At 71.3% G+C, this 15,389-nt stretch carries 12 protein-coding genes; 2 read left to right on the plus strand and 10 right to left on the minus strand.

The genetic code is table 11. From position 1 onward, the window contains the following. Positions 1-3: 3 nt before the first annotated feature. Genes cydD through ACQEU1_RS26125 form a run of 3 tightly spaced genes read right to left on the minus strand, consistent with a single transcriptional unit; the run spans position 4 to position 5,435 of the window. Entirely contained in the window at positions 4-2,997 is a 2,994-nt protein-coding gene (gene cydD / locus ACQEU1_RS26115) for a thiol reductant ABC exporter subunit CydD (protein WP_433206850.1), read from the minus strand. Beyond that, positions 2,997-3,968, minus strand: a complete 972-nt coding sequence (cydB, locus tag ACQEU1_RS26120; protein WP_433206853.1) for a cytochrome d ubiquinol oxidase subunit II — start codon at positions 3,966-3,968, stop codon at positions 2,997-2,999. The genes cydD and cydB overlap by 1 nt, the downstream gene beginning before the upstream one ends. 12 nt (positions 3,969-3,980) lie before the next feature. Next, positions 3,981-5,435: a cytochrome ubiquinol oxidase subunit I gene (locus ACQEU1_RS26125; RefSeq protein WP_433206855.1), complete on the minus strand. Its 1,455-nt coding sequence runs from the start codon at positions 5,433-5,435 to the stop codon at positions 3,981-3,983. A gap of 327 nt (positions 5,436-5,762) precedes the next feature. On the opposite strand from ACQEU1_RS26125, the gene ACQEU1_RS26130 reads away from it, so the two are divergent. Beyond that, a complete protein-coding gene (locus tag ACQEU1_RS26130; RefSeq protein ID WP_433211769.1) occupies positions 5,763-6,341 on the plus strand; it encodes a TMEM165/GDT1 family protein in 579 nt (192 codons plus the stop codon). A gap of 1 nt (position 6,342) precedes the next feature. On the opposite strand, the gene ACQEU1_RS26135 is transcribed toward ACQEU1_RS26130, so the two are convergent. Next, positions 6,343-6,792 carry a MarR family winged helix-turn-helix transcriptional regulator gene (locus ACQEU1_RS26135; protein ID WP_433206858.1) on the minus strand — a complete coding sequence of 150 codons (450 nt, stop codon included), beginning with the start codon at positions 6,790-6,792 and terminating at the stop codon, positions 6,343-6,345. 60 nt (positions 6,793-6,852) lie between these two features. On the opposite strand from ACQEU1_RS26135, the gene ACQEU1_RS26140 reads away from it, so the two are divergent. Further along, entirely contained in the window at positions 6,853-7,227 is a 375-nt protein-coding gene (locus tag ACQEU1_RS26140; protein ID WP_433206861.1) for a cupin domain-containing protein, read from the plus strand. Here ACQEU1_RS26140 and ACQEU1_RS26145 read toward each other — a convergent pair. From ACQEU1_RS26145 to ACQEU1_RS26170, 6 genes are all read right to left on the minus strand, one after another. Continuing rightward, positions 7,224-7,439 carry a hypothetical protein gene (locus tag ACQEU1_RS26145; RefSeq protein WP_433206864.1) on the minus strand — a complete coding sequence of 72 codons (216 nt, stop codon included), beginning with the start codon at positions 7,437-7,439 and terminating at the stop codon, positions 7,224-7,226. The genes ACQEU1_RS26140 and ACQEU1_RS26145 overlap by 4 nt on opposite strands. Continuing rightward, positions 7,436-9,613: a DUF5682 family protein gene (locus ACQEU1_RS26150; RefSeq protein WP_433206867.1), complete on the minus strand. Its 2,178-nt coding sequence runs from the start codon at positions 9,611-9,613 to the stop codon at positions 7,436-7,438. The genes ACQEU1_RS26145 and ACQEU1_RS26150 overlap by 4 nt, the downstream gene beginning before the upstream one ends. After that, positions 9,606-10,691 carry an ATP-binding protein gene (locus ACQEU1_RS26155; protein WP_433206870.1) on the minus strand — a complete coding sequence of 362 codons (1,086 nt, stop codon included), beginning with the start codon at positions 10,689-10,691 and terminating at the stop codon, positions 9,606-9,608. The genes ACQEU1_RS26150 and ACQEU1_RS26155 overlap by 8 nt, the downstream gene beginning before the upstream one ends. Continuing rightward, complete coding sequence (locus tag ACQEU1_RS26160; protein ID WP_433206873.1) at positions 10,688-12,112, minus strand: DUF5691 domain-containing protein; 1,425 nt, start codon at positions 12,110-12,112, stop codon at positions 10,688-10,690. The genes ACQEU1_RS26155 and ACQEU1_RS26160 overlap by 4 nt, the downstream gene beginning before the upstream one ends. A gap of 880 nt (positions 12,113-12,992) precedes the next feature. Further along, positions 12,993-14,156 carry an SWIM zinc finger family protein gene (locus tag ACQEU1_RS26165; RefSeq protein ID WP_433206876.1) on the minus strand — a complete coding sequence of 388 codons (1,164 nt, stop codon included), beginning with the start codon at positions 14,154-14,156 and terminating at the stop codon, positions 12,993-12,995. A gap of 33 nt (positions 14,157-14,189) precedes the next feature. Further along, on the minus strand, positions 14,190-15,362 hold the full coding sequence (locus ACQEU1_RS26170; RefSeq protein ID WP_433206879.1) for a homogentisate 1,2-dioxygenase: 1,173 nt from the start codon (positions 15,360-15,362) through the stop codon (positions 14,190-14,192). Between the last annotated feature and the right edge of the window lie 27 nt (positions 15,363-15,389).

Genomic DNA, 15,389 nt, shown 5'->3' on the forward strand with positions numbered 1-15,389 from the left:
CTCTCAACGGTATGCGGGCGTGCCGAGGTCCAGCACCAGGTCCGCCCTCGCCGCCTCGTCCGGGCGGTGCGTGATGTGCAGGACCGTCCTGCCGTCGTGCCGCAGCCGTTCCAGCAGCCGGCGCGCGGTGGGCTCGTCCAGGTGCGCGGTGGGCTCGTCGAGCAGCACCACGTCGGCGTCGTGCAGCAACGCCCGCGCGAGCGCCAGCCGCTGCGCCTCGCCGCCCGAGACCTGGTCCGGCCTGATCACGGTGTCGAGCCGGTCGGCCCAGTCCGGCAGGCACGCGTCGCTGAGAGCTTTCCGCAACGCCTCGTCGTCGTGCTGACCCGACATCCGCAGGTTCTCCCGCACGGTCGTGCTGACCAGCATCGGTTCCTGCGGGCACCAGGTGGCGCGCGGCAGCTCGACGATCCCGCGTTCCGGCGGCAGGAAGCCCAGGAGCAGCGCGAACAGCGTCGACTTGCCGCTGCCCGACGGCCCGACGATCGCCACATGCGCGCCGGGTTCGACGTTGAGGTGCAGGTCGCGCAACGTCGGCTCGGTCGCGCCTGGCCAGCGGACGTCGACGTTCTCCAGCCGGATGCGCTTGCCCCGCGCGGGCTCCGGCCGTTCGGGCGCGTCGAACCGGAGCCGGGCCGAAGCCTCCCGCAACGCCCTGCGCTGCTGTGCGGCCAGCGGCAGCGCGGCCAGCGGTTCGGCCAGAGCCAGCGGGACGAGCCCGAGCACCGGGTTGCCGGTCAGCGCGCAGACCAGCGCCGCCGCCCCGGTCGCGAGCAGGACGATCGCCGTGGCCGCGCCGGTGCCAAACGCTTGCCTGCGGGTCTGCGCGGCGAGGTCGACGTCGTCGGCGTGCAGGCGGGCCAGCAGGCGGTGGTGAGCGTCGTGCGCGATCAGGTCCGGTGCGGCGGTCAACGCGTTGATCGTGTCCGTGGCGATCTGCCGACGGCCTCTGGCGAGCTTCGTGCTGGCCCGGCGTTCGGTCCAGACGGCGACGGCCGGGGCGGCGATGCCTGCCGCGAGCAGCAGCGCACCCAGCACCAGCGCGGACTTGAGGTCGATGAACGCGAACAGGATCGTCGTCGCGATACCGGCACCGATGGCGACGATCGGTGGCACGAGGACGCGCGGGATCAGGTCGCGAACGGTGTCCGTGTCGTCCACGAGCCGTTGCAGGCCATCACGCCGTTGGGTGCGCACGAGCCGCAACCACAGCTCGGCACGCAGGTTGTTCGCGAGCCGGAACGTCTCGTCGTGCGTGACCAACCGCTCGATGTACCGCAACACGCCCTTGCTCAGCGCGAACGTCCGCACGCCCACGACCAGCACGGACAGCGTCAGGATCGGCGGCATCTCGGCGGCGCGGGCGATCAGGTGGGCGGCCAGCGCGGTCAGCGCGATGCCCGCCATCGCCGCGAGCACGCCCAGGCCGGCGCCCTTCCACGGCACGGGCAGGCGCTTCGGCCGTTCCGGCGTGGTCTCCTCGGTGACGACCCGTGCGAACGTCTCGTCCTCTGCCGCCTCCTTCTCGCGGTGCGAGGCGAGGATGACCGCCGCCGTGTCGCTTGCTCTCCTGATCGCTTTGTCGACTTTGCGACTTGTCACCGGGTCGAGGTGCGCGGTCGGTTCGTCGAGGAGCAGCACCGTCGCGCCGTGCCGCACCCTCAGCAGAGCGCGCGCTACGGCGACGCGTTGACGTTCGCCGGTCGAGAGGTCGGTGATCCGGCGGTCGAGCAGATGAGCGGCCGCGACCTCGTCCGCGACCTGCTCGACGTCCTCGGCGCCCGGCACCGCGAGCTCCAGCTCGGCACGCGGCGTGGCGGCGGCGAACGCGGGCTTCTGCGGCACGTACGCGATGTCGCCCGCGACGAACGCCGTGCCGTCCGTGGGTTCGAGGAAGCCCAGGAGCACCTGGAACGTCGTCGACTTGCCCTTGCCGCTCGCGCCTTCGAGCCGGTGGATCTCGCCCTGCCGGACGTCGAAGCTGACGCCGTCCGGGGCGAACCCGTCGCGCCGCAGCACGCGCAGGTTGTCGACGTGCACCGAGCCACCGGGCAGCCGCGGCCGGGCCGAACCCTCGTGCTCCACGACCTCGGCCACGCGCCGGACCGCTTCGAGGCCGTCCTCGCTGGCGTGGTGCGCCGCACCGGCCGCGCGCAACGGCAGGTAGCACTCGGGCGCCAGGATCAGCACGACCAGCGCGGTCATCAGCGTCATGTCGCCGTGCACCAGCCGGATGCCGATGCCGACGGCGATCAGCGCGACCGACAACGAAGCCGCGATCTCCAGCACCAGGGCCGACAGGAACGCGATCCGGAGCGTGCCCATCGTGGCCTTGCGGTGCTGCTCACCGATCTGCCGGACGGCACCCGCCTGCTGCTTGGCGCGGCCGAAGACCGTCAGCACCGGCAGCGCGCGGAGCAGTTCGAGGAGCTGCGCGGACAGCAGCTCGGTGACGTCGGCGGCCTTCTTGACGCGCTTCTCCGTGTACCAGCCGATCAACGCGGCGAAGACCGGGATCAGCGGCACGGTCAACGCGATCAGGACGGCCGACGGCCAGTCCGTGAAGAGGATCCACGCCCCGGCCAGCGGCGGCACGACCACGGCCGTGACCAGCGCGGGGAGGTAGCGGGTGAAGTAGACGTCGAGCGCGTCGAGGCCCTTGGTCGCGAGCACCGACAGCTCGGCCGTGCCGCGGTCGGCGATCCAGCCGGGGCCGCGTTCGAACGACTTGGCGAGCAGCTGGGTCCGCAGCTCCTCCTTGGCACCGGCGGCGGCACGAGCGGCAGCTGACTCGGTGGCCCATGACAGGCCTGCGCGCGCAAGGATCGCCACGGCCAGAAGGGGCAGTCCTTCGCGTGTGGTGATCACCGACGCGAGCGCGACGGCCTGGGCCACGAGCGCGAGGGCGTTGAGGAACGCCAGCGCGCCCACCCCGACGAGGGCGCGCCTGGCGTTCCGGGAGAGCTGGGGCAGAGCCCCCAGCGGGCCTCGCTTCATCAGTGTCCTGCCGGAATGTGCTGAACGCCGATGCGCTTGCGGAACACCCAGTAGGTCCAGCCCTGGTAAACGAGCACGGCAGGCGTGCCGAAGCCGGCGACCCACGTGATCACCTGCAGCGTGTACGGGCTCGACGCGGTGTTCGCGACCGTGAGCGACCACGCGTCGTTGAGCGTCGACGGCAGGACGTTCGGGTAGAGCGAGCCGAACAGCAGCACGACGGTGGCCGCGATCGCGAGGCCCATCAACGCGAACGACTGCCCGTCGCGGTCCGCCGCGAGCCGCCACATCGCGAGGCCCAGGATCGCCACGACCACGGCCGTCCACAGCCCGGCGACGATCGCGAGCAACGCGACCAGCGGCAGCAGCACGACCGGCGCCATCATCAACGCGACGCGGCGGGCCCGTTCGCGGATCTCGCCCTCGGTCTTGAGCGCCGTGAACACCGCGCCGTGCACCAGCGCGTAGCCCGCGAAGGCAAGCGCGCCAACAACTGTCTCGAGCCGGATGGCCTCGAACGGCGAGCCGACGCGGTCCCCGTTGGCATCGATCGGCAGGCCCAGCACCGTCGTCGAGATCAGCAGGCCGACGCAGAGCGTGGCGATCCACGAACCGACCACGATCGTGCAGTCCCACGCCTTGCGCCAGCGCGGGTTGTCGACCTTGCCGCGGTAGTCGAACGCGACCCCGCGGCCGATCAACGCGATGAGGAACAGCGTTAGTGGCAGGTACGCGGCGCTGAGCAGCGCCGCATACCAGCCGGGGAAGGCCGCGAACGTGGCACCGATCGCGACGATGAGCCACACCTCGTTGCCGTCCCAGACCGGCCCGATGGTGTTGATCATGACTCGGCGTTCTTCGTTGCTGCGCCCGAGAACCGGCAGCAGCATGCCCACGCCGAAGTCGAAACCTTCGAGGAACAGGTAGCCGAGCCACAGCACGGCGATGATGACGAACCAGAGCGTTTCCACGTCGCCTCTCCCCTAGTACGCGAACGCCAGGGCGCCGTCGTCGGTCTTCTGCGGCAGCACGCCGGGTATCCCGCCCCTGACGTACTTGCGGATCAGGTAGAACTCCACGACCGCGAGCACCGTGTAGACCGTGGTGAGCGCGATGAGCGAGGTCAGGATCTCGGCGGGCGAGACCTGGCTGACCGCCTGCGCGGTGAACATCCACACCCCGTCGACGCCCGTCGGGTTCGGGACGACCACGAACGGCTGGCGCCCCATCTCCGTGAAGATCCAGCCGAAGCTGTTGGCCAGGAAGGGAGTCGCGATGCCGGCGAGGCCGAGTACCGGGAACCACCAGCCGGTGGGCGTCCGGTTCTTCCGGGTCAACCAGAGCATGAACACCCCGAGGCCGGCCGAGATGCCGCCGAACCCGATCATGAGGCGGAAGCCCCAGTACGTCACGGGCAGCGCGGGCACGTAGTCGATCGGCTTGCCGCTGAGCTCACCCAGGCGTTCGTCGACGGGGTAGAACTCGCCGTACTTCTCCTGGTACATCGGCACGAGATCTTGGATGCCCTTGACCTCGCTGCTGAAGTCGTTGTGCGCCAAGAAGCTCAGCAGTGCGGGGACCGTGATGCTCTTGACGTTCTCGCAGTCGGGCCTGGTGACGTCGCCGACCGCGAAGACGCTGAAGCTCGCCGGTTGTTCGGTGTGGCACAAGGCTTCCGCGGCGGCCATCTTCATCGGCTGCTGCTCGAACATCAGCTTGCCCTGGAGGTCACCGCTGATGCTGAGCGCCGCGAACGCGACCACGCCGACCCACGTGCCGAGCTTGAGCGAGCTGCGCCAGACCCGCTCCTCTTCGGACTTGCGCCAGAGGTGCCAGCCGGCGATGCCCACGAGGAACGCGCCGACCACCGCGAACGCGCCCGCGATGGTGTGCGGGAAGGCGGCGAGCACCGTGTTGTTGGTCAGCACGGCCCAGATCGAGGTGAGCCGCGGCCGTCCGTCGTGCATCTCGATGCCCACCGGGTGCTGCATCCACGAGTTGGCGGCGAGGATGAAGTAGGCGCTGGCCACCGTGGCGAGGCTGAACGCCCAGGCGCACGCGAGGTGGACCTTCTTGGGCAGCCGGTCCCAGCCGAAGATCCACAGGCCGAGGAAGGTCGACTCGACGAAGAAGGCGACGATCCCCTCCATCGCGAGCGGAGCGCCGAAGACGTCACCGACGAACCGCGAGTAGGCGCTCCAGGCCATGCCGAACTGGAACTCCTGCACGATGCCCGTCACGACACCCATGGCGAAGTTGATCAGGAGGAGCTTCCCCCAGAACTTCGTCATCTTGTAGTAGCGCTCGTTGCCCGTGCGCACCCAAGCCGTCTGCATACCGGCGACCAGGATCGAGAGACCGATCGTCAGCGGCACCATGAGGAAGTGGTAGACGGTGGTGATGCCGAACTGCCACCGTGCGAGTTCGAGTACGTCCACGTTTCCGAGCGTAAATGTGGATCATGGGCCTCATCAGGTACGACGGTCCCGTTCCCTCTCGGGACCAAGGTCCCGTGCGCGAAGTCACGCCATGTGGGTGACATGCGTCGGTTACGATGTGTGCGCCAGAGGGGAGTAGTTCCCACCGGAGTTCTCGGCCGGTGGCGTGGTGATCGACATACTGATCCGCCTTCGAGCAGATCCGGTCCCACACCCGCTTTCGCGGGCGAACGAGACCTCCGGCCAGGCTGTGTCATGCCTGGTCGGGGTCTGATGCGCCTCCGTCCGGGCTCGTATTCGGACGTGGAGGACCTCGTGGCCACTTCATTGCTCGCGTTCATCACCGCCTTCGCGGTGGTGTTCCTCGTCGAGCTGCCCGACAAGACCATGGTCGCCACCCTGGTCCTGACGACGCGCTACCGCGGCTGGCCGGTGTTCGTCGGCGTGATCGCCGCCTTCGCCGTGCAGACCGTCGTGGGCGCCGCCTTCGGCACCGCCATCACCCTGCTGCCTGACCGCCTCGTGGCGGGCGTCGTGGCGCTGCTGTTCCTCGCGGGCGCGTTCTTGCTTTTGAGGGAGGGCTTCTCGAAGGAGGAGGACTCCGAGGACGAGGCGGGCGTGCGCACCGCCGTGCCGTTCTGGCGGGCGGCCCTGACCTCGTTCGGCGTGCTGTTCGCGGCCGAGTGGGGCGACGCCTCGCAGCTCGCCACCGCCGGCATCACCGCCCGCTACGGCGAGCCCATCGCGGTGGGCCTAGGAGCTTGGCTGGCGCTGGTCGCGGTGGCCGGCCTGGCCGTGCTGGTCGGCCGCAAGCTCGCCGGGCGGTTGCCGACGCACTGGATCCAGCGGGTCGCGGGCGTGGTCTTCGCGGTGTTCGGCGTGATCGCGCTGACGCAGGTCTTCTGAGTCACCACACCGGTCGCAGCCCTGGCTGGTCCTCGCCGTGGACGTGCTGGAGGTACGCGGCGAGGCCCTGCTTGATGGTGGCGAGGGTGTCCTCGCCGATCTCGGCGGCCATCTCGGCCTCCAGGTCCGACCACAGGTTGTCGGCGAGCTTCAGGTAGTCGCGGCCCTTGGTGGTCAGGGTGACGTACTGGGCGCGCTTGTCGGTGGGGTGCGGTTCCCTGAGCACGTAGCCCCACTCGTCCAGCTCGCTGACGATCTTCGCGGCGGCCTGCTTGGTGACGCCGAGGTGGTGTCCGATGTCGACGGTCGTGGCTCGCTTCTGCGTGAGGAACCGGAAGACGTAGCCGTGAGCCGGCCTCAGGGGTTCGAGGCCGATCTGGGCCAGGCGGTCGTGGAACTGGTCGCCGAGGGCGCGGTACGTCATCGCCAGCAGCATCGGCACCGGTTCCACTGGGCTTCCCCTTTTGGGTAGACAACCTGGTTGACCTTATTCTAAGGTTGGACAACTTGGTTGACCACTTTGGAGGTTGTTGCCGTGCTGATCACGGGGGATTCCGCTGAGCTCCACAAGTTCGGCGGGTTCGAGTTCAGGTCTTTGGCCGTGCCGTCGCGCGGAAGTTCGGAGATCGCGTTGTGGACGGTCGACGTGCCGGAGGGTGGCGATGGGACGCCGCATCGGGTGTCGAAGGAAGAGGTGTTCTACGTGCTGTCCGGGTCGGTGACGATCCAGGGGCGGACGGCTGCGGCCGGGGACGCGATCGTGGTGCCGCCGAACACGGAGCTGGCGTTGACGGGCGGGCCGGCGCGGGTGCTGGTGGCCACGTCGGTGGGCATCCAGGGCACGCTGGCGGACGGGCAGACCATCACGCCGCCCTGGTCGCTCTAGTTCGCCGGGGAACCTTCTTCGCGCGGCGGCTCCGGTGCGGTGTCCGGGACCTCTTCGCGCAGGTCGTGGGCGATCTTCTTGGCCTCGTCGATGAGGTGCTGCGACTCCTCGAGGCGCTCCTCGTCGGGCGCGGTGAGGGTGCGCTCGTCAGAGGTGCGCTCGTCAGGGGTGCGGTCCTCGGCCGAGCCGGCGGTTTCTCCTGGTGCGGTCACGCCTCTGGGATCGGCGCATCCGAGGGGCGCGAAACTCCCGCCATCAGGCCGCGGACGTGGGCGGCGAGGCGTTCGGCGATGGCGAGGTCCCACTCGTCGTCGGACGTCGGTTGCGGGGTCTCGCCCGCCACCACTCGTTCGCCCAGCAGACGGCGTTCGGCCGGGGTGAAGTCGGTGATGGCTCGGCGGAGCAACGGCAGAGCGTCGTCGAAGGCGTCGCCTCGCAGGCCGCTGAGCCACTCGTCGATCAGGCCGAAGAGACGTGGGTCGGCGGCCAGCAGGGTGGCTGAGCCGCGGAGGAAGCCCGCCACGAACGCGGTGGCCACGTTGCGGTGCAGGCGGGTGGCCACCTCGTCGCTGGTGAGTTCGCCCGCTTCCCAGAGGAGGCGCGTTGCCCTGCCGGTCGGGAGGCCGTGGGCTTCGGCTTTGACGAGGGCGTGCAGGGCTCGCCACCAGGTCTTCTGGTGGTCCTCGTCGGCCGCCAGGCGCGTTGCCTCGTGGGCGCCGTCGACGATCTGGAGGGCGTGTTCCGCCGTTTCGTCGTCGACGTTGCGGCAGGCGATGGGCAGGCCTACGGCGCCTCGGGTCAGCAGGCCGTGCAGGGCCACGCGGAGGAGCTCCGGGTCGGTGCCCCGGACCGAGCCGTAGCGGACTGTTCTGGCCAGGTCCGGGAGGGCGGCCAGGAGTTCGAGGGCGTCGGTGGCGAGGGCCGCGCAGCGGTCGAGGGCCCTGCGGGACTCGGCCACCGCGGCGGGGAGTTCGCAGCCGACCGACTTCGTGAGGGTGGCGGCCGCGTCGGCCACTCGCTGCGCGTCCTTCGCGGACTGGGTCAGGACGTTCTCGGCTGCCGTGTGGACCGTCGTGCCGTGGCGGGCCGCCACGGCGACGGAGACGGCGAAGATCGGGTCCCAGCGGAGCTGCCAGACCTCGGCGAAGGTGCCGAGGGAGTTCGACCGGTCCGGTTTGCCCCACGGGACGCCCAGGACGTCCAGGCGTTGCAGGAGTTTGGAGCGTTCCCGGTCGGTGTCCTTGCGGAGGTCCAGCTTGAGCTGCTTGGGCTGGACGTCCGCGGGGAGGCGGAGTTTTCGTTGCAGGCGTTGGAGGTCTGCGGCCAGCGGGGAGCGCGGGACCGCGTCGCCGACCTCGCCGAGGCGTTCGCCGACGACCAGCTTGCGGTGGACGAGCTGGAGGTGGATCTCCTCGCCGCCGCAGAGGACGGCGAGGGCTGCCTCGTTGACCTCGCTCAAGCCTGCCGAGGGGCGTTCCCTCAGAGCCGCAAGGGTTTCCGCCAGGCGGACTGCTTCGACGGCGCTCGCCGTGGAGGCCGGGAGGTCTTCTTCGCGCAGCACGGCGGCGGCCTTGGCGAACCAGCGCGGGACGACGTCCTGCTGGTGCTGCCAGAGGTGGGCGTACCAGCCGGGCGAGTCGATGCCGGCGCCGTAGCCGGAGGCGGCGGCCAGCTGGCCGTGGCTCCATGGGACCCAGGTGCCGGAGATCTTGCGGCGGCGCAGGCCCTTCAGCAGGGCGGTGTCGGAGGCGATCGTCGGCTTGGTGAGCAGGGCCGGGACGTGCCAGGCGCCGCAGACGACGGCGATGGGGCCGTCGGTCTCCTTGCGGGACTTGCGGATCGTCTGGCGCATGAAGGCTTCGCGGCGCAGGGTGCGTTCGCCGACCTCGTGTTCGAACTCCGCGCGCACGGCGACCATGGCCTCGGCGATGGCGCCGGCCAGGTCGAGCGGATCGGACGCGCTGTGCTCGACGACGTCCTCCCACCAGCGTTCCGGGTCGTCGAAGCCCGCGGCCTCGGCCAGCAGGCCGATCGGGTCCACGTTCCCGCTCGGGCCGTCGTCGCCGATCGACGCCGCGGCCGGCAGGTCGAAGAAACGCGCCGGAACGTCGTTGTCGGCCGCGTAGCGCAGGGCCTGCCACTCCGGCGAGAACTCGGCGAACGGCCAGAACGCCGCATTCTCCGGCTCGGTCTCGTCGTGCAGCAGGATCGCGACGGGCGGGGTGAGGGCGTGCACGTGCTCCAGGAGCGCGTCGGCCTCCGGCGGGCCCTCGATCAGGATCAGCGACGGGCGGGTCTGCTCCAGCGCCCGCGTGACCATGCGGGCAGAGCCGGGGCCGTGGTGCCGGATGCCGAGCAGGACCGGGCCGGAGTCCGCCTCAGTCACCGCTGGCGTCCAGGCAGGCGCGGTAGAGGTCGCGCCACTCGGAGCGCTCCTTCAGCACCGTCTCCAGGTACTCCTGCCAGACCGTCGCGTCCGACACCCGGTCCTTGATCACCGAGCCGATCAGGCCGCTGGCGAGCTCGTCGGCGCCCAGGGTGCCGTCGCCGAAGTGGCCGGCGAGCGCCATGCCGTTCGCGATGACCGAGATCGCCTCCGCCGTGGACAGGCTGCCGCTCGGCTTCTTCAGCTGCGTGCGACCGTCCACGGTGGAGCCGTTGCGCAGCTCGCGGAAGATCCGCACGACCCGGCGCACCTCGTCGAGCGCGGGCGGTTCGGCGGGCAGCTGGAGCGCCTTGCCGAGCTGCTGGGCGCGGGTGATGACGATCTCGACCTCGGCGTCCTCGGTCGCGGGCGGCGGCAGCACGACGGTGTTGAAACGCCGCGCGAGCGCCGACGACATCTGGTTGACGCCCCGGTCGCGGTCGTTGGCCGTGGCGATCACGGTGAACCCCGGCACGGCCTGGACCTGCGTGTTCAGCTCCGGCACCGGCAGCGACTTCTCGCTCAGCACCGTGATGAACGAGTCCTGCACCTCGGACGGCATGCGGGTCAGTTCCTCGACCCGCACGATCGCGCCGCTCTGCATGCCGCGCAGCACCGGGCTCGGCACCAGCGCGGCCTCGCTCGGGCCCTCGGCGATCAGGCGGGCGTAGTTCCAGCCGTAGCGGACCTGGTCCTCGCTCGTGCCGGCGGTGCCCTGGACGACCAGCGTCGAGTCGCCGCTGATCGCCGCCGCCAGGTGCTCGGACAGCCACGACTTGGCCGTGCCCGGCACACCGACGAGGAGCAGCGCGCGGTCCGTCACCAGGGTGCCGACCGCGACCTCCACCAGCCTGCGCGCGCCCACGTACTTCGGCGTGATCACCGTGCCGTCCGGCAGCGTGCCGCCCAGCACGTAGGTGACCACGGCCTGGGGCGAGAGCCGCCAGTTGGGCGGCCGCTGCCGGTCGTCCTGGGCGGCGACGGCCTCCAGCTCGGCGGCGTACTGCTGTTCGGCCGTCGGCCTGAGCACGGCGGTCACTGGGCCTCCTGGGACGGTGGAGCGAACGATTCACGCAGGCGGATGCGGAGCCGGAGCACCTCGAGCTCCAGCGAGTTCTCCGGCCAGCGACGGGTCAGAGCCTCCCAGTTGGCGCCGAGCAGGTCGGCGTCACCCCGCGCCAGCAGCACGGCGGGCGGCCTCCCCGCACGCCACCGGGGGTCGGGCAGGGCGGCGTAGCGGTGCATCAACGCACGGGTCGTCTCCGCCGACCACGGCGCCGGCAGCTGCGCGCACGCGTGGTCGAGCAGGTCGTAGTGCCAGTTCTTCGACACGGCCACCACCGCCTGCTCGGCGACCTTGGCGGGCAGCGCGGCCAGCATCTCGAGCTGTTCCATGCCGGTCAGCGTCTCGGCGGCGGCCACCGCCCACGGCCGCGGGTCCTTGGCGGCGGCCAGCTGGTCGGCGACACCTCTGAGCAACGGCCCGGCCCACGGACCCTTCCGCAGGATGTTCGCGGCCTTCTCGTCGTCGGCCTTGAGGGTCGAGGTCCAGTACGACGGCGGCACGCTCGCGGCGGCGGCCCGGATGCGCCCGGCCACGCCCTTCTCCGACCCGTCCCGCATGAGGTCGCGCAGTTCGGGGTCTTCGGCCTGGACGGTCCACAGCTCGTCGGGCCGGATGTCGAGGCCCTCCGCGGTGAGGCGCAGACCGTGCCGCAGGCGGTGGGCCGCGCGGGCCTGCAGGCGGGTGGGCTTCAGCCTGCGCAGCAGCCTCAACGCCTCGTCGTGAACGGCAGCCGACTTGTCGTCGAGCGCGACTTCGAGAAGCTTCTCGTCCTGCGTGTTCAGGCCGGTCTCAAGGGCGCTGATCAGCACCTGCCGGTCGGCAGAACGCCGCGACTCGGCGAACTCCCGCGCGATGAACTCCCCCACCCGCACCGGGTCGGCCTTGCGCTTGCGGCGCAACGCCCGCACGCGCTGGGCGCTGGGCAGGTCGAGGATCTCCTCCAGCGGCACCTCGTCCACCAGCGGCGCGGCACCGCTCGCCCACGACCAGCCGGGCCGGGTGGACGCGAGCCAACGGCCGCGCGTGCCGAGGACCTCGACCACGGCGGCGCGCAGACCTGGCCGGGCCGTGCCGATGGCGAGCAGGGACGGCAGCATGCGGTGCTCGGCCACGACGTCGTTGGCCTTGGCGAGCGCGCACCACTCCGTCAGCAGCACCTCGTCGTCCAGGCTCATGATCGCCTCCAGGACCGCTCTGGCGGCCGGGCGGGGGCGGGCGGCGGGTTCGGGTGGGGCGAGGGGCACCGGCTCGGCTGCGGCCTCCTGGGGCAGCGTGGCGCCGAACGCGGCCACGCCCAGGGCGGCGCAGTCGGCCAGCAGAGCGGCCGGGTCGCCGCCGCCGCGGGTGGTGCCGATGAGGAGGTCCTGGACGGTCTTGGACCACTCGTCCTTCACGCCACCACCTCCGGGGTGTGGGGGGAGGGGCGGGAAGGGACGCGGGCGGGGTGGTGCGAGGGGCGGGAAGGGACGCGGGCGGGGTGGTGCGGCCTCGGTGTTGAGAGGGGCACTGGGGTTGCGAGGTGGTGAGAGGCGGCCGCGCAGCCGCGCTGGGAGGCCGGCGAGTGGGGCGGAACCGGCGGAGAGAGAGGCGCCGGGGTTGCGGGGTGGTGAGAGGCGGCCGCGCAGCCGCGCTGGGAGGCGGGCGGGTGGGGCGGAACCGGTGGTGAGAGGGGTGCCGGGGTTGCGGCGTGGCGCGGGGCGGGCGGCGCGAGCACGGCGGTCACGCGGGCGGGCCGGGCCAGCGGCACGTGCGGCGGAACCGGCGGCAAAAGCAGCGCCGCAGCCGCGCCGCCGTGCTGGGAGGCCGGCGGGCGGGGCGGAACCGGCGGAGAGGGCGCCGGGGTTGCGGGGCGGTGCGAGGCAGGCGGCGCGTGAGGCGGCTCAGGCGCGAGCACGGTGGTCACGCGAGCGGGCCGGGCCAGCGGCACGTGCGACGAAAGCAGCGCCGCAGCCGCGCAGCCGTGCCGAGTGGCCGGCGAGTGAGGCGGAACCGGCGGAGAGAGGGGCAGCGGGGTTGCGGCGTGGCGCGGGGCGGGCGGCGCGAGCACGGCGGTCACGCGGGCGAGCCAGGCCAGCGGCACGTGCGGCGGAACCGGCGACGAAAGCAGCGCTGCGGCCGCGCAGCCGTGCTTAGTGGCCGGCGGGCGGGGCGGAGAGAGGAGCGTCGGGGTTGCGGCGTGGCGCGGAGCGGGCGGCGCGGCTGGCTTGCTGCCGGGCCGGGTTGGTGGCGTGGGGTTGCGGGGGGTGGTGAGCGTCAGGCTCGTGGTCTGGGTGGTCATGCCACCACCTCCAGGACGCCGTTGATCGACACCGCGCCGAGCCTCAGCGCGTGTCCGTCCCACAGGCCCCAGGCGTCGAACGGCACGCCGCCTGTCAGCGCCAGCGCCATGTCCAGGCCCGTGTCGTCGCGTACTGGTAGGCCGTGGCCCGAGGCGTCTACCAGTGACGAGCCGTGCAGCCGGACTGCGGCGCACCCCAGCGGGAACAGCCGTTGCCAGGGGTCGGCGAGCAGCATCGGTTCCAGCGAGGCCAGCGACGTGCGCCACGAGGTGGGGGCCGGGACGTGTGCCGGGGCTGCGGACTCCGTCAGCTCCCCCAGCGCCACCCGGTCTGAGGCCGGGTACGGGTGTACCAGGGCGGTGGACTCCAGGCCGTGGGGCAGCAGCGGGACCGGTGCGCCCACCGCGGAGTGCCGGATCGCCACCACCCAGCGCTCGGAGGTGCGGCCCCAGCACCACTGGCGGACCGTGCGCACTCGGCCGTCGTCGGTCTCCATGCGCAGCAACGCCACCCAACGGTCGGAAATCCCGGGAGTGGCCCTGACCGTCTCCTCCGGGATCGTCACGCCCAGGCGGGTGCGCGGTTGCACGAAGCACAGCAGGTGCAGGCCGCCGAGGCGGTCGGCCACGTCCGAGGTCCAGCGCGGGCCCGAGCGGAAGACGATCTCCTGGATCTCCGTGACCGCGGCGGCGATGCCGGGCACCTGGGCGTCGATCATGCGCGCGGTGAACGCCTGCCACCACGAGGCGGGACGGCCCGGCAACGACGCGATGCCGGCCGAGGCCACGTCCAGCAACCAGTCGCGCAGACCGTCGATGCCCGACGACATCGCCAGCGCGCGGTTGGCCGCCGTCTTCTCACGGGCGCGCAGGCGGCGAGCGACGGCTTCCGGCGACGAGTCCAGCTCACGAGCGGCGCGACGAGACGTCCACTCGGCCACCCACTCCGGTGGAGACGAGTCGGGGAGATCCAGTTCCTGCAGGCTGATGGCGTGTTTGCAGGGGAACTTGCGGGACGGGCAGGTGCACTTGGCCGAGCCCGCCGCCAGGTCCACGCAGACGCGGTACGGCGTCGAGCCGGAGCCCGCGTAGAGGCCCCACAGCACCGGCAGGGCCTTGCCCAGGCCCTGCCAGCGCATCGGAACGGCTCGTGTCCTCACCAGACCAAAGTAGCGAGGACCTCCGACAGAAAATCAGGCCGGACCGCGACGGGCCCACGTCCACGCGTAACCGGGGTCCTCGCAGGCCTCCGCGGCCTCGCCCAACTCCAGCGGCCGGAACGTGTCGACCATGACCGCCGTCTCGTCGAAGTAGTCCACGCCCAGCGACGCCTCGACCGCTCCGGGCTGCGGTCCGTGCGTGCAGCCGGACGGGTGCAACGAGAGAGAGCCGACGCCGATGCCGGAGCCCTTGCGCGCCTCGTAGTTGCCGCCCACGTAGAACATCAGCTCGTCCGAGTCGACGTTCGCGTGGTTGTACGGCACCGGCACGGACAACGGGTGGTAGTCCACCTTGCGCGGCACGAACGAGCACACGACGAAGTTCGGTCCCTCGAACGTCTGGTGCACGGGCGGCGGCTGGTGCACGCGGCCGGTGATCGGTTCGAAGTCGCGGATGTTGAACACCCACGGGTAGAGGTGCCCGTCCCACCCGACTACGTCGAACGGGTGGTTCGCGTAGGTGAAGCGCGTGAGGCCCGCACGGTGCCGCACGAGCACGTCGACGTCCTCGCCGTCCACGACCAACGGCTCCACAGGACCCCGGATGTCCCGCTCGCAGTACGGCGAGTGCTCCAGGAACTGTCCGGCCTTCGACAGGTAGCGGCGAGGCGGCCCGATGTGCCCGGTCGCCTCCATCGTCAGGATCGACATCGGCGTGGACGGCACCACCCGGTACGTGCAGGAAGTTGGGATCACGACGTAGTCGCCGTCCCCCACCTCCAACGCCCCGTAGATCGTCTCGATGACGCCCGAACCGGACTGCACGTACAGCAGCTCGTCACCGAAAGCGTTGCGGTACAACGGAGACGGCACGGTGGCGACGACGAAACCAATGGTCACGTCCGGGTTGCCGAACAGCCGGCGACGACCGGTGACGGCGTCGACCTCGTCCGAAGCCCAGGTCAGGTCCTGCGTCTTGAACGCCCGCGGCTTCAGCGGCAGGTTCGGCGCGACCGAGCCGCGCTCGTCCTTCACGGTCTCCGCGTTGACGATCGCCGTCGGCAGGTGCCGGTGGTAGAGCAGGGCGGAGTCGGCCGAGAACCCCTCGACGCCCATGAGCTCTTCCGCGTAGAGCCCACCGTCCGGTTTGCGGAACTGGGTGTGGCGCTTTCGGGGGATCTCACCGACCTGGCGGTAGTAAGCCATGACCTCTCCGAGGGCGTTCGATTATCG

This window comes from Lentzea sp. CA-135723 (genome assembly GCF_050936595.1).
Taxonomy (GTDB): Bacteria; Actinomycetota; Actinomycetes; order Mycobacteriales; family Pseudonocardiaceae; genus Lentzea.